An 18688-nucleotide genomic window follows, 5' to 3' on the forward strand; every position below is an offset into this window, starting at 1 on the left:
GGCCTGGGGGTTGGACTCTCGCGGGGTCAGAGGTCGCCGGCGAAGGGGAGGTCGTCCATCGCGTCCGACGTCATCCAGGCGCGCAGGGCGTGGGTGGCGCGGACGTCGTCCTCGTTGTACTCCAGCAGCCTGCGGGCCTGGTCCGGGTCGGGGGTCTGGCCGTCCACGCCGACCGCGTCGCGGTACCAGCGCATCGAGTTCTCGCCGCCGGCCTCCGGGTCGCGCCACCGGAACCCCGCGACCGGGGCGATCGTCTTCAGGCCCTTGCCGTGGGCGCACAGGAACTGCTGCTGCACGATGCCGAACAGGTCGACCCACGCGTCGGACGAGATGAACTCGCGCACCTGGGCGACGGTGGGGATGCCCGGCCTGCCCTTGAACCGCTGGGCGGACCCCAGCAGCCACCGGTTCTCGGCCAGCTCGTTGTAGCAGTAGGCGCGGAAGGTCAGGCCGCGCGCGCGGGCCCGCAGCCGCACGCCGGTGAGCCAGCCCCAGAACTCGGCGAACGAACGGGCCTCGTCGTCGCACGGCAGCGGCTCCCAGGTGGCGAACGCCCGGTAGCCGGGCTCCTCGCCGACGTCCGCGCCGGACAGCAGGCAGCCCCACATGTACGCGCCGAGGTCGCCGAAGCTCTCCATGTCCACGTCGACCTCGACGTCGGCGCGCGGCACGTCCATCGACGGCACGCGGCGCACCACGGTCAGGTCGCGCAGCCAGGCGCGGGCCAGCACGACGGCGTCCGCGTGCAGCATCCCGACGAGCGGCGTCACCGGCTCGGCCGGGTCGAGCCGGGCCAGGTCGTCCACGGTGACCACGCCGACCTTGCGCAGCGCCACGGCGTCCTCGCCGCGCACGACGAGGCTCACGTCCCGGGCCTCCCTCAGGTCGCCCTCGCACACCGGCCACCACGGGCAGCTGCGGCACTCCACGATCCGCGACGGCCTGGCCAGCGGCTGCGCGCCGGTCGCGGCGGCCGCCGCCACGGCCAGCCGGTCGGAGAACCGCGAGTCGTACTCGGCGAGCGCCGTGCGCCCGCCCGGCCAGGTCGGGGCCTCCAGGTCGTGCCAGACGACGACGTCGGCGTCCATGCCGACCACACCGCCCGTCGCACGGCCCCGCGCGGCGAACCCGGCGGCCTGGAGCTGCCGCTGGGCGTGCGCGAGGCGGAGCTGGTCGCGGGGCTGCGGGCGGACCTTGCGCAGCGGGTCGACGCGCGCGCCGCCGGGCAGCGGGTAGGACAGCGGCGACGTCCGCGCGCCCTGCCCGGGGTCGCTCACCTTGTGCCGGACGACGAGCACCGGCACGTACCCGGTGCTCTCCTTCACGAGCAGGTCGATGCCGCCGCGCCGCCCGCCCAGCGGGTCGCGCGGCAGGGCCGCTCCCCAGATGAACGGCACCCCCGCCCGCATGGCGGCGGCGGTGACGCGTTCCCGGTCGGCGCTCGGCACGTCCTGCGGGATCTCCATCAGGTCGGAGCCGACGACCCGGCCCAGCGCGGTCGCGACGACGCGCCGGTGGTCGGTCGCGTCGGCCTTGCGCTGCACGCCCGTGGGGTCGGGCGGGAGCTTGGGCGCCTCCCGCATGGTCGGATCGTGTTCGAGGTGCACCCGCCGCCGGCAACGAGTGACCACACCGGCGTCGAGCTGCACCTGGGAAGTCACCCCGGAAGCGTAAGCCGTGCGTTGTGTGCTTGTACCGGCAACCTCACCGACCCGGGCGACCCCACCGACCCGGCAACCTCACCGACCCGGGCGACCCGGCGTGGTCGAGTCGATCTTTTGCCCGAACGGCTCTAGGGTCTGCGGTGAGGAGGTGCCGCCGTGGCGCGTGCGAAGGGCAAGGGGTTCACCCCGAGCCGGGCGAAGAACCTCGTGGGCGTGGCCAAGGTGCTGGCGCCGGCGCTGATCCCGGTGGTGGCGCCGATCGCCGTCCGGGCCGCCGCGCTCCTCAGCGACCGCTACGACCACTTCCGGGCGTCGCGCCTCGGCGTGCCGGTGGACGAGCTGACCAGGTACTCGGGCCACGGCGCCCGCCTGCACGCCCGCGTCGCCGGGTTCACCGAGGCCCTCGACCAGCTGCGCGACACCGAGCGCGGGTACGTGGAGGCGACCGAGCGGCGGCTGGGCCAGCTGATGGCGGCCGTGCGGGCGGCGGAGCGCATGCCGTCCCCGCGCCGGCGCGCCGCCCACCGCGCCGTGGCCGCGGACCTGGACGCCCTGGAGGCCGACCTGCTCAAGCGCCTCGGCGTGCGGGGGGACTGAGCGGCGGGACCGACGCCCCTTCGGACGGGGGCTCCCGCCGGCGTGACCCGACCTCCTAGGCTCTGCGTGTGACCAGACGGCCCGCTCCCACCCGCTCCGCGCGGGCGGCGTTGCTGGCCGTCACCTCGTCGGCACTCACCGTCACCGCGCACGGCGCGGCGGGCGGCGAGGTCACCGAGTTCGCGCCGGCCCTGCCGTTGACGCTGCTCGTCGCGTTCGCGGGCACCGCGTTCGCCGACCGCGGCCGGCGGCCGTGGACGGTGCTGGCCACGCTCGGCGTCGCCCAGGTGGGGCAGCACCTGCTGCTCGGCCTCGGCCACCACACCGCCGACGGACCCGGCCTCGGGTTCAGCCCGACCGCCATGACCGCCGCGCACGTCGTCGCCGCGCTGCTCACCGGCCTGCTGCTGGCCAGGGCGGACGCGGCGCTGGGCGCGCTGGGCGCGGTCGCGCGCAGGCTCGTGCCGCTGCCGCCCACCCCGCCCGCGCCGGTCGGCGCGGTGGCCGTCCCGGTGCCGTCGTCAACCCCGGACCGGCTGGTCGGCGTGCTGCTGCGCCGCGTGAACGGCCGCCGCGGTCCTCCCCCGCTCCTGATCACCCGAGTCCCCTAGAACCCTCTGGTACCCAGGAGCAACAACTCCATGTCGATCAAGCGATCCGGCGTGCGCGCGCTCGCCCGGGGCGGCGCCGTGCTGGCCACCGCCGGTTTCCTCGTGCTCGGGACGGCCGGCCTGGCGTCCGCGCACGTCACCGCGTCCACGCCCGCCCCCGCCAAGCAGGGCGGCTACACCAAGGTCACGCTGCGGGTGCCGAACGAGCGCCCCGACGCGGGCACGGTCAAGCTGGAGCTGACCCTGCCCGCCGAGTACCCGCTGGCCTCGGTCAGCACCAGGCCCGTCCCCGGCTGGAAGGCCGAGGCGGTCAAGGAGAAGCTGGCCACCCCGGTCACCAGCCACGGCCGCGAGGTGACCGAGGCCGTCCGCACCGTCACGTGGACCGCCGACCCGGGCACCCGCGTCGAGCCCGGCCAGTTCAACGAGTTCGACCTGTCCATCGGCCCGCTGCCGGACAACACCGAGCAGCTGCTGCTGCCCACCAAGCAGACCTACGACAGCGGCGAGGTCGTGGACTGGAACGCCCCGCCGCCCGCCGAGGGCGGTGACGAGCCGGAGCGCCCCGCGCCCGTGCTGAACCTCGTCAAGGCGGACGGCGACGCCCACGGGGCCGCGGTCGCCACGGCGTCGGCGGACCCGCACGGCACGACGGCCGCCGCGGCGACCGACGACACCGCCCGCTGGCTGGGCGGCGCCGGGCTCGCGGTCGGCGCGCTCGGCCTCGGGTTGGGTGCGGGAGCCGTGCTGCGGTCCCGTCGAGCGGGCAAGCCGACCGCATGAGGCGCGTCGTCTCGCTGCTGCTGACCGGCCTGGTCGCGGGTCTCGTCGTGCTCGGCACGGCCGTTCCCGCGTCCGCGCACAACGTGCTGGTCAGCAGCGACCCGAAGGACGGGGCGCGGCTGGGGTCCGGGCCGACGGCGATCACGCTGACCTTCGACCAGCCGGTGCAGGCCGGGGAGAAGTTCAACACGGTCACCGTCACCGGCCCGGAGGGCACGCGCTGGGAGGCGGAGGGCGAGCCGACGGTCAAGAACAACAGCGTCACCTTCGCGGTGCGCCCGCTGGGGCCGGCCGCGGAGTACGCGGTCGGCTACCGCGTCCTGTCGGCGGACGGCCACCCGGTGACCGGGTCGCTCAAGTTCACCACCTCGGTGGCGGGCGACGGCACCCCCGCGCCCGTCACGTCCTCCGGCACCGCGGGTTCGGCGTCCTCGCCGGACGGTGACGGGGGCGTGCCGCTCTGGGTGTGGATCGCGGCGGCCGTCGTGCTGCTGGGCGGCGGCGTGTTCCTCGCGCTGCGCGGCGGCGCGCCGAAGGGGAACGCCGGGCGATGACCGCGGACCGGACCACCACCCCCGCGAACCGGTACTGGGTCGCCGGCGGCCTGCTCGCGGGCGGCGCCGTCGGCGTCCTGCTGGGCTTCGGCCTGTCCACCACCCCCGAGGTGGTCGGCGTGGCCGAGCCGGGGGTGGTGGTCCGCGTCGGCCACCCGCTCGTCCGCACCCTGCTCGACCTGGCCGCGACGGTCGTCGTCGGCCTGTCGCTGCTGCCGAAGCTGCTCGGCTTCACCCGTCCCGCGATGACCGAGCCGGTGCTGCGCGTGGCCCGACCGGCGGCCGTCGTGGCGGCGGCGGTGTGGGCGCTCACGGCGCTGCTGTCGATCGTGATCAGGGCCTACGAGACCAGGCCGGACGCCGAGCTGACCATGCCGATGGTCGTGGACTACGTCCAGCGGGTCGGCGCGGGCCAGGGACTGCTGTTCAGCGCCGTGTGCGCCTCGGTCTACGTCGTGATCGGCGTGCTGGCCGTGCGGCGCGGCGAGTCGGTGCCGGCCGAGCTGCGCATCCTGATCTCCATGTTCGGCCTCCTGCCGCTGCCGGTGACGGGGCACGCGTCGAACTGGAAGTACCACGACTACTCCATGATCTCGATGGAGCTGCACGTGCTGGGCGCGGCGGCGTGGACGGGCGGGCTGGCGGCCCTGGTGGTGCTGGTCGCCCACCGGCGGGGGCTGCTGGCGGAGGCGCTGCCGAAGTTCTCGAAGCTGGCCACGATCGCGTTGGCGCTGGTCACGGTGACCGGGCTGTTCAACGGCGTGCTGGAGCTGGCCCTGAACCCGGTGATCAGCCTGCCGGGTTCGCTGGTCACCACCTCGTACGGCCTGGTGCTGCTCGGCAAGGCGGTGTGCGCGGTGGCGCTGGGGCTGCTGGGGGCGAACATCCGGTGGCGGCTGCTGCCGCACGTCGCGCAGCACAGGACCACGGCGCTGGTGGGGTGGGCGGCGGTGGAGCTGGCCGTCATGGGGGTGGCGTTCGGCCTGGCCGTCGTGCTGTCCCGCGCCCCGGTGGCCTGACGCCCGCCTGCCCCGCACCCCGTGCGACCAGGTGCGACGCGCGACTGTCGGGGGTCTGTGGTGAGGTCGGGGGCATGGCTGGGAAACCGATCCTCGTACTGGGCGCCACCGGCACGACCGGCAGCCGGGTGGCCGACCTGCTCGACGCGGCCGGTCACGACGTCAGGCGCGCGTCGCGGCGCGGCGAGGTGCCGTTCGACTGGGGCGACCGGGTCACCTGGGCGCACGCGCTGACCGGCGTCGAACGGGTGTACCTGATGGCGCCGCACGAGCTGCCCGTCGACCCCGACTTCGTGCTGGAGGCGGTCAACCGGGGCGTGCGGCGGTTCGTGCTGCTGTCCAGCCGGGCGATCGAGGAGATGCGCGACGAGCGGCTGCTGGCCGCCGAACAGCTGGTCGCCTCGTCCGGGGTCGACTGGACCGCGGTGCGGCCCGACTGGTTCGACCAGAACTTCGACGAGGGGTTCTTCCGCGAGTCGGTGGTGGCGGGCGAGCTGGTGCTGCCCTTCGGCGAGCGGCGGGTGGCGTTCGTCGACGCCGGGGACATCGCGGCGGTGGCCGCGGCGGCGCTCGTGGAGGACGGGCACGCGGGGCGCACCTACGAGGTGACCGGGCCGGAGGCGTTGTCGTTCCCGGCCGCCCTGGAGGAGATCGGGCGGGTCAGCGGGCGGCGGGTCGCGTTCCGCGGCACGGCCGACGACTACCGGGCCGTCGTGCCGCCCGAGGTGGCCGAGGCGCAGGTCGCGGCGTGGGACGCGTGGGGCGAGTCGGACGTGACCGACGCCGTGGAGCGGGTCGCGGGGCGCCCGCCCAAGTCGTTCCGCGCGTACGCCGAGGACGCGTGGGCGAACGGCGCCTGGCGGCCCAAGCGCTGACCGGTCCTAGTCGCTGACCACGCGGGACGAGCGGGTCTCGCGCAGGTGGGTCAGGGCGGACACGGCGGACCTGCCCCGGCGCTCCAGCTCGCGCGCGTCGATCCAGCCGTTGGCGAAGTAGCGGTAGTCCTGGGCGAGCTTCACCAGCTCGGCGAGGTGGTCGGCGGACCGGCGGCGCCGCTGCTCGTCGAACGACGCCAGCAGCGGCAGCTGGGTGTCGACGACCTCGTCGAGCATCTTCGCGGACTGGAGCGCCCGCCTCGTGCGCCTGCGCTTCGCCCCGAGCAGATCCACGACCACGCTGCACCTCGCCGACCCCGTCACGCGCATCCCCGTCGATGCGTCATTCGCGCGACGCGGCCCGGGCGTTACCGGTTCGTTCTCCCACGGGGCCGCGTTCAGCGGTAGGGGCTCCACGGCGTCGTCGTGTCGCCGGCGCGCAGGGCGTTCAGCCGGCGGTGCAGTTCCGCGCCCACGTCGGGGTGGCTGCGCACGATCGGCAGCACGCTCGTGGTCAGCTTCAGCTCCCTGACCTCGCGCAGCACCGGGAACCCGGGCCAGGTCACGACGTCGAAGCCGTACTCGCGGGCCAGCTGGCGGTGCCAGCGGACGGGGTGGCCGAACCGGGCGACGCCCACCGGCAGCGTGCTCAGGTCCCACTCGCGGGGTCCGGTGCTGGTGGAGTCGAAGTCGCAGATCACCGGACCCGCCGGGCTCGGGATCAGGTTGCCGAGGTGCGCGTCGCCGTGCACCACGCCCTGCGGCAGCACCGTGCGCAACCCGGCCAGGCGCTCCGCCAGGTCCGCGATCCGCTCCTCCAGGAACCGGCGGTCGGGGTCGGCCAGCTCCTCGGCGTCCGCGATCCGCCGCCGCACGTCGTCCAGCGGCGCCCAGCGCGGCAGCTCGAAGTCCGGCGCGGGCAGCGCGTGCACCTGCCGCAGCACCCGGCCGAGGTCGTGGCCGTCGACGGGACGCCCGCCCGACGGCACCGCGTGCCACACCGTGGCCAGGTGCTCGCCCACGGCCAGCGGCTGGGGGAAGTCCTCCACGAGCCGCACCGCGGGCACGTCGTGCGCGGCGAGCCACCGCGCGACCCGGACCACCTTGCCCGCCCGGTGGCGCAGGTTCATCGACCCCACGATGCGGACCACCACGCGGTCGGCGGGCAGGTCGAACACGGCGTTGCCGGTGAACTTCACGAGGCGCGCGCCCCGGCCGTCCAGGCCGAGCCGCGCGCACAGCCGCTCCAGCACACCGGTCAGCGCCTCGGGCGTGAACCGGCCGTCCAGGAGGCCGTCGGTGATCAAGCCGCGCTGTCGGAGCCGGTGAACTTCGCCACCCGTTCGGCCAGCTCACGCGCGTCCGGGTTGTTGCGGCGCTTCTCCGCCTCCTTCTGGAGCGGGATCATCCGGTCCTTCGTGCGGACCGACTTGAGGCCCTCGGACAGCTCGATCGCCTGGCGGCCCATGCGGGCGCCGTGGTCGATGTCGCCGTCGAGCAGGTGGTTGATCGACAGCGACGTCAGGTTGAACGAGCGGCTGCGGCTCATGTCCTCGCCGAACCCGTTGATCGCCTTCGTCAGCGCGGGCACGGCGGTGCGCGTGTACTTCACGTCCACCGTCTGCGCCAGCTCGGTGTGCACCGTGCCGATCATCGCCGACAGGTCGTTCGCGTCGAAGAACTTCGCCCACGCCGGGGCGTCGCCGACGTTCGCGCGGGCGAACTCGTCACGGGCCCGGCCGAGCAGCTTCAGCGCCTGCGTGTCGGACCCCATCTTCGCGTAGGCCCACGCCTCGTTGGCGCACAGGATGCCCACCGCCAGCTCGGAACCCGAGTTCTGCGCGGCCAGCTGGCCCAGCTGGAACACCTTCAACGCGTCGTCCGGCGCGTCCTGGTGCAGGTAGACGCGCCCCATCCGGTACAGGATGTTCGCGACCAGCTCCTCCTTGCGGCCCTGCTTCGCGAGGCCGAGCGCCTGGCCGAAGTGGTTGCGGGCGGAGTCGTACAGGCCGGTGTCGAAGGAGGTCCAGCCGGCGAGGTTGTGCAGGTCGGCCAGGGCGACGTAGAGGCGCTCCTTGACCAGGTCGGTGGCGTTGGCGCCGAGCATCTGCTGCCCCCACGACAGCTGCGCGACGACGGCGTCGCGGCACGAGCCGCCGCCGTACTGGTAGTCCAGGGTGCGCAGGGCGCGGGTGGCGGCCTCGACCTGCCGGACGTCGGTCATGCCGATGCGGCCGGGAGCCGGAGTCTGCGCGGGCGACGAAGCCCAAGACCCGGAGTCCGTACCGAACACGGCCGCGCCGACGGTGATGGCGGCGGCGTGCGCGAGGAACTTCCTTCGCTTCACCGACTCGTCCTCCTCAGAATGGGGTGCCTCCGATGTGGCGGCCACCCGCACTGCCGTGGCCTCGTCGTAGGCGAGGCCCATGTATCCCCTCGGGACACCCAAGCCGGCGGCGATCCGCGCGAGGACGTCGTAGGCCATGACCTGACGCCCCTTGAGGATCTCCGACACTTCGGACTGCGACTGGCCCGTCAACGCCGCGATCTGGCGCTGCGACACGCCGTGCCGTCGCAGCAGCCGGTACACCGCGCTGATCTCGCGACGCGCCAGCGCGTCACGCATCTCCTGCTGGTCCCAGACCTCTGGTGCAACAGGAGAACTGTGCGAACCGATGGTGTTCAATTGCGCCCCCTCACAGTCCCTTGGGCGTCAACGGCAGAGTAGGGGCACTCCCCCGACTGCGAGAAGTACCGATCGGCGAGGCTGATCGGCCCTGCCGAACTCCGGTGACCGCTTAACGTAGGACGCATACCGGCCAACGCTGTGACATCCCGATCCGGGTTGAATCATCGCAATCTGGGTTCCGGTAAGCGAGTGAGCACGGAGAGGACACGGCAGTGGACCTGATCGAACGGGCGGTGACCACCCCCGGTGGCGCGGTCGTCGCGGGTACCGCTGTCGCCGCTCCGGCTCCGGTGTCCGTCCAGGGGTCGACCGACCTCGACCCGGGATGGCGCGGCACGACCGGGCAACGTCGCTGGTGGCGGATCCGCTGCAGCGACGTGGTCGACCGGGAGCGCTGCCTCACCGTGCTGGTCGACCGGGGCCGCGTGGTCCTGGTCGGTCCGCCGGGTGAGACGGCGGTCCTCTCGGCCGACCAACTTGTACAGCTCAGGGCCGCGCTACGTGAAGCCGCCGAGCAGGCGGAAAGGTGACGGTGACGTTTCGGTGGACGAGATCCTCGGACAAGTTCTTCGCAACGCGGTGTGGGAACGGCTGGACCTGCTCACCGAGCTGGCCAACGAGGCCGACGCCCCGTCCCTCCTGTCGGTGGCACGTTCCGAGCTCCCTCGGTTGACCGAGGGCTGGCGGGCGCTGCTCGCCGCGCACGAACCGGACGAGAAGGGCAACTGCCCCGAGTGCTCCGGACGGTGGCGGCAGCAGAAGAGCCCGTGCTCGGTGTGGCGCGCCGCGTACGAACACCTGGTCGCGGGCGGTTTGGCCCCGCGCCCGGCTCGCCACCTCCGATCGGCGCCGGTGACCCCTCCTGTCACCAGGTCCCGCCGAGGAGTCGTGGCTCGAGCCCACTAACGGGCGGTTTCGACCTGTCGTTCCCCCGACGCGACCAGGTCGAACACCCGCCTACTGGCCGGCGGTCCGGGACGTGCGAACCCCCGACCGCGACGAACGGATCGCCGGCCGGCTAGACCACGTCCCTGCCGGACCGCGTGCCAGCGGCCCGGCAGGGACGGCACGAAGGATCGTCCACCAACTGAACACCCAGACATCCGCGGGCCGGTGTTGTGCACACCTTCCCTCCCCGACCGGCACCGGTCCGCGGGCACCACGTCGGCCCCGGTGTCCGCCCCTCCCGCGCGGACACCGGGGCCGTTTCCACGTGGGGGCCGCGGCACCGACCAGCGGCACCGATCACCCGTGGACCACCGGCCACGACCAGGCCCGCCAGACCCTCCCCCACAGGCTCGTGACCAGCACTTTCCTGTCACGAGCCCGTCACAGCGCCGGCAAGCGTTCCCGTACCGCACACCGATGCGGTGGATGACCTGCCAGGATCGGCGGACGGTCGTCGACGGCCCACGACCCGCCCCCCGGACCAGCGGGGCGGGCGACGTTTCAGCGGTGGGTGCCGGTTCTCCAGGTCAGGTAGCCGGTCAACCCCGGCGCGAGGCGCCCCAGCACGTCGAAGGCCCTCAGCTGCCACGGGAAGACGGCTGTCCGGTGGTCGTGCTCCACCGCCCGAGCGATCCTCACCGCCACCTGCTCCGGGCTCACCGTGGGGATCAGGCGCGCGATGGCGGGGATCCGCTCCTCCGCACCCGGGTTGTTGGCGAAGTACCGGCTGCTGACCTTGCCCGGGATCACCTCGGTCACGCCCACGCCGGTCCCCCGCAGGTCCAGGCGCAGGGCCGCCACCAGGCCGCGCAGGGCGTAGCGGGAGGCGGCGTAGGCGGTGGCGCCGGGGATCGGCAGGCGGGAGACCGGGGAGTTGACCACGACGACCCTCGCCTGCGGCCTGGCCCTCATGCCCGGCAGGAACGCCCTGGTCACGTGCAGCGCCGCGGTGAACGGCAGGGCGATCATGGCGGTCAGCTCGTCGACCGGCGTCTCGTCCAGGAACAGCCAGCGGCCGGCGCCGGCGTTGTTGACGAGGACGTCGGGCGCCCCGAACCGGTCCCGCACGCGGGCCGCCAGGGCGGTCACCTGCGCCGGGTCCGCCAGGTCCGCGGGCACGGCGGTGGCCCGCCCGCCGGCTCGCCCGATCGCGGTCACGTGCTCGTCCAGTGCTGCCGCGTCACGGGCGACCAGCACCACCACCGCGCCCCGTGACGCGAGGTCGCGGGCGGTGGCGGCACCGATGCCCTGGGACGCGCCGGTCACCACGACGATCTTGTCCTGCAGTCTCAACGACGACTCCGATGGTGCTTCACGGGACCGAGCGGACCCTGGCGATGCAGGCTGCGGCGCACAGGGTGGCCACCGCGGACGTGGCGAACAGGCCCCGGTAGCCGCCCAGTGAGGTGAGGATGCCGGTCGTCAGGAACGGGGCGACGACCTGGGGCAGGGAGTTGGCGACGTTCAGCACGCCGAGGTCCTTGGCGCGGTCGGCGGCGGCCGGGAGGACCTGGGTGAGCAGGGCCAGCGCCACGGCCCAGTACGCGCCGAAGCCGACGCCGAGGAGGGGTGCGGCGACCAGCGCGGACGCCCAGGTGGGCCAGGCGGCCAGGAGGAGGGCGGCGAAGGCCATGACGACGGCGGACAGCAGGACGTACGGGCGGCGGCGGCCGGTGCGGTCGGAGTGGGCGCCGACGACGAGCGCCCCGGCCGCGAGGGCGGCGCCGTAGAGCAGCATCAGGACCAGGAGGCCGTCTTCGGGGGACGGGTGGTGGACGACGTCCCCGAGGAAGTAGAGCAGGTAGAGGGTGCCGAAGGCGTTGCCCAGGTTGATCGTGAAGTGGGCGGCCCAGGCCCACGCGAAGTCGGGGTGGCGGCGCGGGGAGACCCACAGCTCGCGGACGCGCAGGGCGGGGCGGGCGGTCTTCGGCAGGCGGGCGTCGGGGGTGGTCGCGACGAAGGCGAGCGCGCCGAGGACGACGACGAGCGCGCACGCCAGGTAGCCGGCGGTGAGCCCGGTGACGAGGACGGTGACGACGACCGCGCCGAGGACCGTGCCGAGCATCTGGGAGATGCCGACGAGGCCGCCGACCTTGGCGCGCTGCCGCACCGGCACGCGGTCGGGCACGGCGGAGGTGAGGGACGCGAGCATCCCGTTGAGCCCGGCCTGGACGAGGCACCAGCCGACGACGACGGCGGCCACCGAACCGGCCGTCGCGAGGACGACGAGGCCGGCCGCGCCGAGGAGCGCGCCCGCGAGGGTCCACGGGTGGCGCCTGCCGAAGCGGGACGTGGTGCGGTCCGACGCCAGCCCGATGAGCGGGTTGGCGATCAGCGCCGCGAGCGCCCCGACGCCCATGACCAGGCCGAACACGGCTTCCTTGGCGGTGGCGTCGAGCAGTTCGGCCTGGCGGGGCAGCAGCACCTGGACGGGCGCGTAGATCGCGAGCCACAGGCCGAGGTTGGCCAGGAACAGCAGCGCGGTCCACGACCGGCGGACGGGGACGACGGGTTCGGCGAGGGCGTCGACGGGGACGGGCTTCACGAGGTGGTCCGGGCGATCCGGTCGCGGTACCAGCGGTAGGACGCGCGGGGCGTGCGCCGCTGGGTCCCGTAGTCGACGTGGACGAGGCCGAAGCGCTGCGAGTAGCCCGAGTCCCACTCGAAGTTGTCGAGCAGCGACCACACGAAGTAGCCGCGGACGCCGGCGGCGAGGGCGGCGTCGACGTGCGCGTCGAGGTAGGCGATGCGGTCGGTGTCCTCGGTGGCGTGGGGGTAGCTGCACCCGTTCTCCGTCACGTAGACGGGCGGCAGGTCGACGAAGCGGTCCCTCAGCTGGGAGATCATCCCGGTCAGCCCCGAGGGGACGACGGGCCAGCCGAACCCGGTCCTGGGGTGCTCGTCGATGTCGACCAGCTCGAAGGGCAGCGGGTTCTCCCCGGACGGGGCGCGCAGCCGGGTCGGGTTGTAGTAGTTGACGCCGTAGAAGTCGAGCGGGGCGGAGATGACGTCCAGGTCGCCGTCGCGCACGGGCAGCCGGTCGGCCAGGGAGTCGGGGTAGCGGCCGGCCAGCACGGGGTCGGCGTAGAGCCAGTTGTGCAGGTCGGAGTACGCGGAGGCGGCGTCGGCGTCGGCGTCCGCCGGGGACGCCGGCTGCGCGGGGGTGTGGTTGTTGGCGGTGCCGACGGCGCGGGCGCCGGCCGCGCGGAGCGCCTGGACGGCGAGGCCGTGGCCGAGGTTGAGGTGGTGGGCGGTGGGCAGGGCGTCGAACAGCAGCGCCTTGCCGGGCGCGTGCTGCCCGGTGGCGTAGCCCAGGAGGGTGACCATGGCGGGTTCGTTGACCGGCACCCACAGCGCGACGCGGTCGGCGAGGTGGTCGGCGACCCGCGCGGCGTGGTCGGCGAAGCGGTGGGCGGTGTCGCGCTCCAGCCAGCCGCCGGCGTCCTCGACCGCGCGCGGGGTGTCCCAGTGGTACAGCGTCGCGACGGGCGCGATGCCGGCGTCGAGCAGCTCGTCGACGAGCCGGTCGTAGAACGCGAGGTCGCCGGCGAGCACGCGCGGCCACGAGACGGAGAACCGGTAGGCGCCGACGCCGAGGTCCCGCACGAGGGCGACGTCCTCGCGGTAGCGGTGGTAGTGGTCGCAGGCGACGGAGGCGTCGTGTCCCCCGAACGCGGGAAAGTCGTCCCACGAGGAGGGCTGCCGGCCGGCCGCCGTGAAGGCGCCCTCGATCTGGAAGGCCGAGGTGGAGACGCCCCAGAGGAAGTGGTCGGGCAGGGTCACGGGCGCCTCCCAGAACATGAAAGTGATTCGGATCGTAGGCGTGTTGCGCGGTGAAGTGAAGTGGGGACGGCCGCGACCGGGCACTATGGAATCCCGCAGTCCATCGCCGCAGGAGTCACCGTGACCAGTACGACCCCACTGCGCCGGCAGCCGGTGCAGCAGCGCAGCGCCAAGCGCGTCGAGCGGATGCTCGAAGCCTGCGCCCAGCTCATCGAGGAGGTCGGCTACGACGGGGTCACCACCACGCTCATCGCCGAACGGGCGGGCGTGGCGGTCGGGTCGCTCTACCAGTTCTTCCCGGACAAGCGGGCCGTGGTGCAGGCGCTGACCCTGCGCAACCTGGAGAAGTTCATCCAGACCGTGGACGGCCGCTTCACGTCCACGGCGCTGGAGCACTGGTGGGACGCGGTCGACACGATCTTCGACGTCTACGTCTCGATGCACCGCGAGGTGCCCGCGTTCTCGAAGCTGCACTTCGGCGACGTCGTCGACCTGCGCCTACTCGACGACCGGCGCGACAACAACACGGTCATCTCCGACCGGATCTCGGAGATGATCGCGGAGAAGTTCGACATCCCGCTCGACGACATCCAGCTGCCGATATCCATCGCGGTGGAGGCGGCCGACGGCGTGCTCAACCTCGCGTTCCGCCGCGACGCCGCGGGCGACCAGAAGATCCTGGACGAGGCCAAGGCGATGGTCCGGGGCTACCTGTCCACCCGGCTGCCCGACTGACCCGCCCTAACCGAACGACCGGCCCTCGCCGCGGTACGTCGGCACGGTCCGCTCCACGACGTCGCCGCGCACCACGTGGTAGTGCGTGAACCGCTCGGCGAGCTCCCCGGCCTTGGCGTGCCGCAGCCACACCCGGTCGCCCAGGCGCAACGAGTCGGCGGCCCGCCCGGCGACGGGCGTCTGCACCTCGCCCGCGCCCTCCAGCGGCAGCAGCTCCAGGCCCGCGGGCAGGTACGGCGAGGGCCGGCGGTCGGGGGTCGCGGTGCCGGAGGCGATGTAGCCGCCGGCGAACAGCGTGGCCACGTCGCGCGCGGGCCGGCGCACGACGGGCAGCGCGAACAGCACGGCGGGCCGGGGCCGGAAGCCGCGGTAGCCGTCGAACAGGGTGGGCCCGACGAGGCCGGACCCCGCGGCCAGCTCGGTGACGGACGGGTCGGCGCCGGTGACCTCCAGGCTGCCGGTGCCGCCGCCGTTGACGAACTCCAGCTCGGCGACCCGCCGCACGGCGTGCACGGCGGCGGAGCGGCGTTCGACCAGCTCGGCGGCCGAGCGCTTCTGCATCCAGCGCAGCACCGCGCCGCGCAGCGGCCTGCCGGGCGGCTGGTCGCCCAGGCCCGCGATCTGCCCCTCGTACGCCATCACGCCGACCAGCCGGAACCCCGGCCGGCGGACGATCGCCTCGGCGAGGGCGCGGGCCTGGCGCGGGGTGTGCACCGGGGAGCGGCGCGGCCCGACGTGCAGGCCGGGCAGCGGTCGCCACGACACGTCCAGCTCCAGGCACACCCGGATCTCGGGGTGGTCCTCCCCCAGCGCCGCGCGCACCAGGTCGAGGTGGTCGGTCGAGTCGACCACGATCGTGACGCGGCGGCGCGCGACCTCGTCGGCGGCCAGCGCCCGCAGCGCGCCGTGGTCGACGGTCGGGTACGCGACCAGCAGGTCCTCGGACAGGTCGACGGAGGACAGCCACAGCGCCTCGGCCAGCGAGTAGCACATGACCCCGGCGTACCCGGGCCGGGCGAGGACGCGCTCCAGCAGCGCGCGGACCCGCACGGACTTGCTGGCCACCCGGATCGGGCGCCCCCCGGCGCGGCGGACGAGGTCGTCCGCGTTGCCGTCGAAGGCGTCCAGGTCGACGATCGCGAACGGAGGGTCGAACTCCTTCGTCGCGGCGTCGAGGCGCGTGCGGGGCTGCATGGTCCTCACCGTACTTGAAAGGTGAATTCCTTTCACCTACGGTGCGTGGAACGCGTCACACCGGAGGTGGGCATGGGGTCCTCGTGGACGAACTGGGCGCGCACCGCGTCCGCGAACCCGCACCGGGTGGAGCACCCGGCGAGCGTCGACGAGCTGGTTGCGGCCGTCGTCGGCTCCTCCGCCGTGCGCCCGCGCGGCAGCGGGCACTCGTTCACGCCCATCGCCGTCGCCCCCGGCACCGCGATCGACCTCGACGCCTGGACCGGTGTCGTCGACGTCGACGACACCCTCGTCACGGTCCGCTCCGGCACGACGCTGCGCCAGCTCAACGCCCTGCTCGACGTGCTCGGCCTGGCCCTGGCCAACCTCGGCGACATCGACGCGCAGACCGTCGCCGGCGCCGTCTCCACCGGCACCCACGGCACCGGCGCGCGGCTGGGCGGCCTGGCCACCCAGGTCGAGGCGCTGGAGCTGGTGCTCGCCGACGGCTCGGTCGTCCGCTGCTCGGCGGAGGAGCGGCCCGACCTGTTCCAGGCGGCCCGGATCGGCCTCGGCGCGCTCGGCGTGATCAGCACCGTCACCCTGCGGTGCGTGCCCGCGTTCGTGCTGCACGCCCGCGAGGCGCCCGGCCGGCTCGACGCCGTGCTGGAGGAGTTCGACCACCTCACCGCCGTCGAGGACCACGTGGAGTTCCACTGGTTCCCGCACTCCGACCGGGTGATCCTCAAGCGCAACAACCGGGTCGACGAACCGGCCGCTCCGCTGTCCGCGGCGCGCCGGTTCTACGAGTACGAGGTGATGGAGAACGGCGCGTTCGGCCTGGTCTGCCGGCTGGCCAGGGCCGTGCCGGGCACCACCAGGGCGCTCAACCGGGTGTGCGGGTCGCTGGTCTCCGAACGCGTCTACCGCGACGCGTCCCACCGCGTGTTCACCACGCCCCGCCGGGTCAGGTTCGTGGAGACCGAGTACGCCGTGCCCCGGGCCGCGCTGCACGACGTGCTGCGCGAGCTGCGGACCGCGGTCGACCGGCTCGACCACGGCGTGATCGTGCCCGTGGAGGTGCGGGTCGCGCGGGGCGACGACATCTGGCTGTCCACCGCCCACGGCCGCGACACCGCCTACGTCGCCGTGCACCAGTACCTCGGGATGCCGCACAGGCGGTACTTCGACGCGTTCGAGCGGATCGCGGGCGCGGTCGGCGGTCGGCCGCACTGGGGCAAGCTGCACAGCCTCACCGCGACCGACCTGCGCGACCGCTACCCGCGCTTCGACGACTTCCTCCGGGTCCGCGACGAGGTCGACCCGGCCGGCAAGTTCGCCAACGACCACCTCGACCGCGTGCTCGGGAAAGCCGGCTGGGGCGAGCCGGGACCGGCTCAGAACGCCTCGGCGACCGGGGTGTCACCGGAGATCAGCTCGTAGGTCCGGCGGACCGTGCCCGGCCGGTCCAGCAGGGCCAGCACGACCGCCGCCACGTCGCCGCGCGGTACGGAACCCCGCACCGTCGCGGGGGCCTCCACGACCTCCACGAGGCCGGTCGGCTCGTCGTCGGTCAGCCGGCCCGGCCGCAGGATCGTCCAGTCCAGGTCCCGCTCGCGCAGGTCCTCCTCCGCCGCGCCCTTGGCGCGCAGGTAGGCGTCGAACGCCTCGTCACCCGTGGTCCGGCCGATGCCGGTGCTGCTGACCTGCACGAACCGCCGCACCCCGGCCAGCTGCGCGGCCTGCGCGAACAGGGCCGACGCACCCCGGTCGACGGTGTCCTTGCGCGCCGTCCCGCTGCCCGCGCCGGCTCCCGCGGCGAACAGCGCCGCGTCCGCGCCGGCAAGGTGCTCCGCGACCGAAGCGGCGTCCGCCGCCTCCAGGTCGCAGTGCACGGGCACCGCGCCCGCGTCCTCGACGTCCGCGAAGTGGTCCGGGTTGCGCACCAGCGCCGTGGCGCCGTCGCCCCGCGCGGCCACCAGCCGCTCCACCAGCAACGCGATCTTGCCGTGCCCACCCGCGATCACCAGACGCATACCGCGACGGTAGATCAGGACGCGGTGGCCAGCACCCGCTCGTAGACCAGTTCATTCACCCAACGGGTGGTGGCGGTGTCCTCGACCGGCACGGTCTCGTTGCGGCCGGCCACGTCCGTGGTCAGGTTCAGCTCGTCGTCGGCCAGCAGCACCGAGACGCCGTAGCGGCGGACCCGGGGCAGGCAGTTGGCCAGGTAGTCGTGCGTGAACGCCACCGAGGACGGCAGCACGGCGGCGGCGTTGCCGAAGCGGGCGAACGGCACCGCGGAGGCCAGCGCGGTCCGCCAGTGGCGGGCGACGGCCAGCACGCCGACGATCCGCACCGCGGTGGGCGGCACCCGGCCGTCCATCTCCGGCCACACCCACGTGGACACCGTCGTGCGGTCCGGCTCGGGGGCCGCGCCCAGGCACAGCCGCTCGGCGTGCGCGTCGGCCAGGAGCTCCGCGACCACGACCACCCGCCGGCCCATCAGCACCATCTCGGGCAGCACCACGCCGTGCCAGCCGAGGCGGACCGCCGCCGCGGCGGCCAGTTCCTCCGCGGAACCGGGCAGTTCGGGAACGGGGATCGCGGTCGCCGACAGCGCCCTGGTGTCGTCGGTGTCCGCGATCCGTGCTGGTGTGCTGCTCACGCCAGGGCCTCCTCGGCAAACCACGGCGGTGCGTCCGCCGCGTTTCGACTCGTGCTCTGGATAAGGCGTACCAGGTGCCAACCGCCTCGGAGCCGCTCCTGCGATCGACGGCGTCGAGCGGTCGGTAACCGGTCGAACGCCCGGCGGACGACTTCGGTCCGGCGGTGCTGCCGTCTGGGTGACCCCGGTCGTCGGGGTGGCCCCGAAGTCGTGCTCAGGGTGTGCCCGCCCCGCCTGGAATACCCCGCCGGGAGGGCCCCGGACCCGGACCGGAGACCGCATCGGCGACCGCTCGCCGCACCAGAACGACCGACCGTCCGCGGTGCCGCCACGAACGGCGGCACCCGGTCGGGTGACTGAGATCACGTGATCACGGTGGGCAGAAAAGATCACCGGAAGGTGCGCGCGAAAAAACGGGGAAGTCCCACCCACATGCAGTGGGTGGGACTTCCCCGTATGGTGGGCGAGGGGGGAGTTGAACCCCCACGTCCTTTCGGACACACGGACCTGAACCGTGCGCGTCTGCCATTCCGCCACTCGCCCGGAGCGACGTGGAGAACACTAGCACGGCCCCCGGCCGGGTTACCAA

General features: G+C 73.9%; 20 protein-coding genes and 1 tRNA gene. 10 read left to right on the plus strand and 11 right to left on the minus strand.

Annotation, left to right across the window (positions count from 1 at the left end; all coding sequences use genetic code 11):
- Positions 1-26 precede the first annotated feature (26 nt).
- Positions 27-1661 carry a TM0106 family RecB-like putative nuclease gene (locus ACR807_RS03040; protein ID WP_438919628.1) on the minus strand — a complete coding sequence of 545 codons (1635 nt, stop codon included), beginning with the start codon at positions 1659-1661 and terminating at the stop codon, positions 27-29.
- 159 nt (positions 1662-1820) lie between these two features.
- Here ACR807_RS03040 and ACR807_RS03045 point away from each other — a divergent pair, with 159 nt between their 5' ends.
- From ACR807_RS03045 to ACR807_RS03070, 6 genes are all read left to right on the plus strand, one after another.
- Positions 1821-2261, plus strand: coding sequence for a DUF6474 family protein (locus tag ACR807_RS03045; RefSeq protein ID WP_438919629.1), 441 nt, complete (start codon positions 1821-1823; stop codon positions 2259-2261).
- Positions 2262-2329: 68 nt separating this feature from the next.
- Positions 2330-2872 carry a hypothetical protein gene (locus ACR807_RS03050; RefSeq protein ID WP_438919630.1) on the plus strand — a complete coding sequence of 181 codons (543 nt, stop codon included), beginning with the start codon at positions 2330-2332 and terminating at the stop codon, positions 2870-2872.
- A gap of 30 nt (positions 2873-2902) precedes the next feature.
- Positions 2903-3655 carry a YcnI family copper-binding membrane protein gene (locus ACR807_RS03055; protein ID WP_438919631.1) on the plus strand — a complete coding sequence of 251 codons (753 nt, stop codon included), beginning with the start codon at positions 2903-2905 and terminating at the stop codon, positions 3653-3655.
- Positions 3652-4209, plus strand: a complete 558-nt coding sequence (locus ACR807_RS03060; RefSeq protein WP_438919632.1) for a copper resistance CopC family protein — start codon at positions 3652-3654, stop codon at positions 4207-4209. The genes ACR807_RS03055 and ACR807_RS03060 overlap by 4 nt, the downstream gene beginning before the upstream one ends.
- Positions 4206-5228: a CopD family protein gene (locus ACR807_RS03065; protein ID WP_438919633.1), complete on the plus strand. Its 1023-nt coding sequence runs from the start codon at positions 4206-4208 to the stop codon at positions 5226-5228. The genes ACR807_RS03060 and ACR807_RS03065 overlap by 4 nt, the downstream gene beginning before the upstream one ends.
- Before the next feature lie 74 nt (positions 5229-5302).
- A complete protein-coding gene (locus ACR807_RS03070) occupies positions 5303-6103 on the plus strand; it encodes an NAD(P)H-binding protein (protein WP_438919634.1) in 801 nt (266 codons plus the stop codon).
- A 6-nt stretch (positions 6104-6109) separates the two neighbouring features.
- Here the strand turns inward: ACR807_RS03070 and ACR807_RS03075 are convergent, their stop codons facing one another.
- The 3 genes from ACR807_RS03075 to ACR807_RS03085 form a co-directional block, all read right to left on the minus strand.
- Complete coding sequence (locus ACR807_RS03075; protein ID WP_438919635.1) at positions 6110-6403, minus strand: hypothetical protein; 294 nt, start codon at positions 6401-6403, stop codon at positions 6110-6112.
- Positions 6404-6501: 98 nt separating this feature from the next.
- Positions 6502-7392: an aminoglycoside phosphotransferase family protein gene (locus ACR807_RS03080; protein ID WP_438919657.1), complete on the minus strand. Its 891-nt coding sequence runs from the start codon at positions 7390-7392 to the stop codon at positions 6502-6504.
- Between the two features lie 14 nt (positions 7393-7406).
- Complete coding sequence (locus ACR807_RS03085) at positions 7407-8729, minus strand: NsdA family TPR-like regulatory protein (protein ID WP_438919636.1); 1323 nt, start codon at positions 8727-8729, stop codon at positions 7407-7409.
- A 275-nt stretch (positions 8730-9004) separates the two neighbouring features.
- Here ACR807_RS03085 and ACR807_RS03090 point away from each other — a divergent pair, with 275 nt between their 5' ends.
- Positions 9005-9322 (plus strand): hypothetical protein, encoded by a 318-nt coding sequence (locus ACR807_RS03090; RefSeq protein WP_438919637.1) that lies wholly within the window; start codon positions 9005-9007, stop codon positions 9320-9322.
- A gap of 13 nt (positions 9323-9335) precedes the next feature.
- Complete coding sequence (locus ACR807_RS03095) at positions 9336-9698, plus strand: hypothetical protein (protein WP_310310641.1); 363 nt, start codon at positions 9336-9338, stop codon at positions 9696-9698.
- 543 nt (positions 9699-10241) lie between these two features.
- Here ACR807_RS03095 and ACR807_RS03100 read toward each other — a convergent pair.
- The 3 genes from ACR807_RS03100 to ACR807_RS03110 are packed head-to-tail and all read right to left on the minus strand — an operon-like array spanning position 10242 to position 13541.
- Complete coding sequence (locus tag ACR807_RS03100; protein WP_438919638.1) at positions 10242-11033, minus strand: SDR family NAD(P)-dependent oxidoreductase; 792 nt, start codon at positions 11031-11033, stop codon at positions 10242-10244.
- 19 nt (positions 11034-11052) lie between these two features.
- Complete coding sequence (locus ACR807_RS03105) at positions 11053-12285, minus strand: MFS transporter (protein ID WP_438919639.1); 1233 nt, start codon at positions 12283-12285, stop codon at positions 11053-11055.
- Positions 12282-13541: a family 1 glycosylhydrolase gene (locus tag ACR807_RS03110; RefSeq protein ID WP_438919640.1), complete on the minus strand. Its 1260-nt coding sequence runs from the start codon at positions 13539-13541 to the stop codon at positions 12282-12284. Before ACR807_RS03110 ends, ACR807_RS03105 begins: the two co-directional genes overlap by 4 nt.
- Before the next feature lie 102 nt (positions 13542-13643).
- Between ACR807_RS03110 and ACR807_RS03115 the strand changes: the two genes are divergently transcribed.
- The gene (locus ACR807_RS03115) at positions 13644-14258 is read left to right on the plus strand and encodes a TetR/AcrR family transcriptional regulator (RefSeq protein WP_438919641.1); all 615 of its coding nucleotides are present in this window, start codon (positions 13644-13646) and stop codon (positions 14256-14258) included.
- A gap of 6 nt (positions 14259-14264) precedes the next feature.
- On the opposite strand, the gene ACR807_RS03120 is transcribed toward ACR807_RS03115, so the two are convergent.
- On the minus strand, positions 14265-15452 hold the full coding sequence (locus ACR807_RS03120) for an amino acid deaminase/aldolase (protein WP_438919642.1): 1188 nt from the start codon (positions 15450-15452) through the stop codon (positions 14265-14267).
- 72 nt (positions 15453-15524) lie between these two features.
- Between ACR807_RS03120 and ACR807_RS03125 the strand changes: the two genes are divergently transcribed.
- Positions 15525-16874 (plus strand): D-arabinono-1,4-lactone oxidase, encoded by a 1350-nt coding sequence (locus tag ACR807_RS03125; protein WP_438919658.1) that lies wholly within the window; start codon positions 15525-15527, stop codon positions 16872-16874.
- Here ACR807_RS03125 and ACR807_RS03130 read toward each other — a convergent pair.
- From ACR807_RS03130 to ACR807_RS03140, 3 genes are all read right to left on the minus strand, one after another.
- Positions 16829-17467, minus strand: coding sequence for an NAD(P)H-binding protein (locus ACR807_RS03130; protein WP_438919643.1), 639 nt, complete (start codon positions 17465-17467; stop codon positions 16829-16831). The genes ACR807_RS03125 and ACR807_RS03130 overlap by 46 nt on opposite strands.
- A 14-nt stretch (positions 17468-17481) precedes the next feature.
- Entirely contained in the window at positions 17482-18099 is a 618-nt protein-coding gene (locus ACR807_RS03135; RefSeq protein ID WP_438919644.1) for a hypothetical protein, read from the minus strand.
- Positions 18100-18556: 457 nt separating this feature from the next.
- Positions 18557-18642 (minus strand) — tRNA-Leu (locus ACR807_RS03140).
- Positions 18643-18688 lie beyond the last annotated feature (46 nt).

This window comes from Saccharothrix sabaoui (assembly GCF_051756985.1).
Classification (GTDB): Bacteria; Actinomycetota; Actinomycetes; order Mycobacteriales; family Pseudonocardiaceae; genus Actinosynnema.

Excerpts from the sequence above, each read along its gene's own strand:
- ACR807_RS03125 (WP_438919658.1), top strand. The coding sequence starts at position 15,525 with ATGGGGTCCTCGTGGACGAACTGGGCGCGCACCGCGTCCGCGAACCCG.
- ACR807_RS03085 (WP_438919636.1), bottom strand. The coding sequence starts at position 8,729 with ATGCGTGACGCGCTGGCGCGTCGCGAGATCAGCGCGGTGTACCGGCTG.
- ACR807_RS03130 (WP_438919643.1), bottom strand. The coding sequence starts at position 17,467 with ATGCGTCTGGTGATCGCGGGTGGGCACGGCAAGATCGCGTTGCTGGTG.
- ACR807_RS03120 (WP_438919642.1), bottom strand. The coding sequence starts at position 15,452 with ATGCAGCCCCGCACGCGCCTCGACGCCGCGACGAAGGAGTTCGACCCT.
- ACR807_RS03070 (WP_438919634.1), top strand. The coding sequence starts at position 5,303 with ATGGCTGGGAAACCGATCCTCGTACTGGGCGCCACCGGCACGACCGGC.
- ACR807_RS03110 (WP_438919640.1), bottom strand. The coding sequence starts at position 13,541 with ATGTTCTGGGAGGCGCCCGTGACCCTGCCCGACCACTTCCTCTGGGGC.
- ACR807_RS03060 (WP_438919632.1), top strand. The coding sequence starts at position 3,652 with ATGAGGCGCGTCGTCTCGCTGCTGCTGACCGGCCTGGTCGCGGGTCTC.
- ACR807_RS03065 (WP_438919633.1), top strand. The coding sequence starts at position 4,206 with ATGACCGCGGACCGGACCACCACCCCCGCGAACCGGTACTGGGTCGCC.
- ACR807_RS03055 (WP_438919631.1), top strand. The coding sequence starts at position 2,903 with ATGTCGATCAAGCGATCCGGCGTGCGCGCGCTCGCCCGGGGCGGCGCC.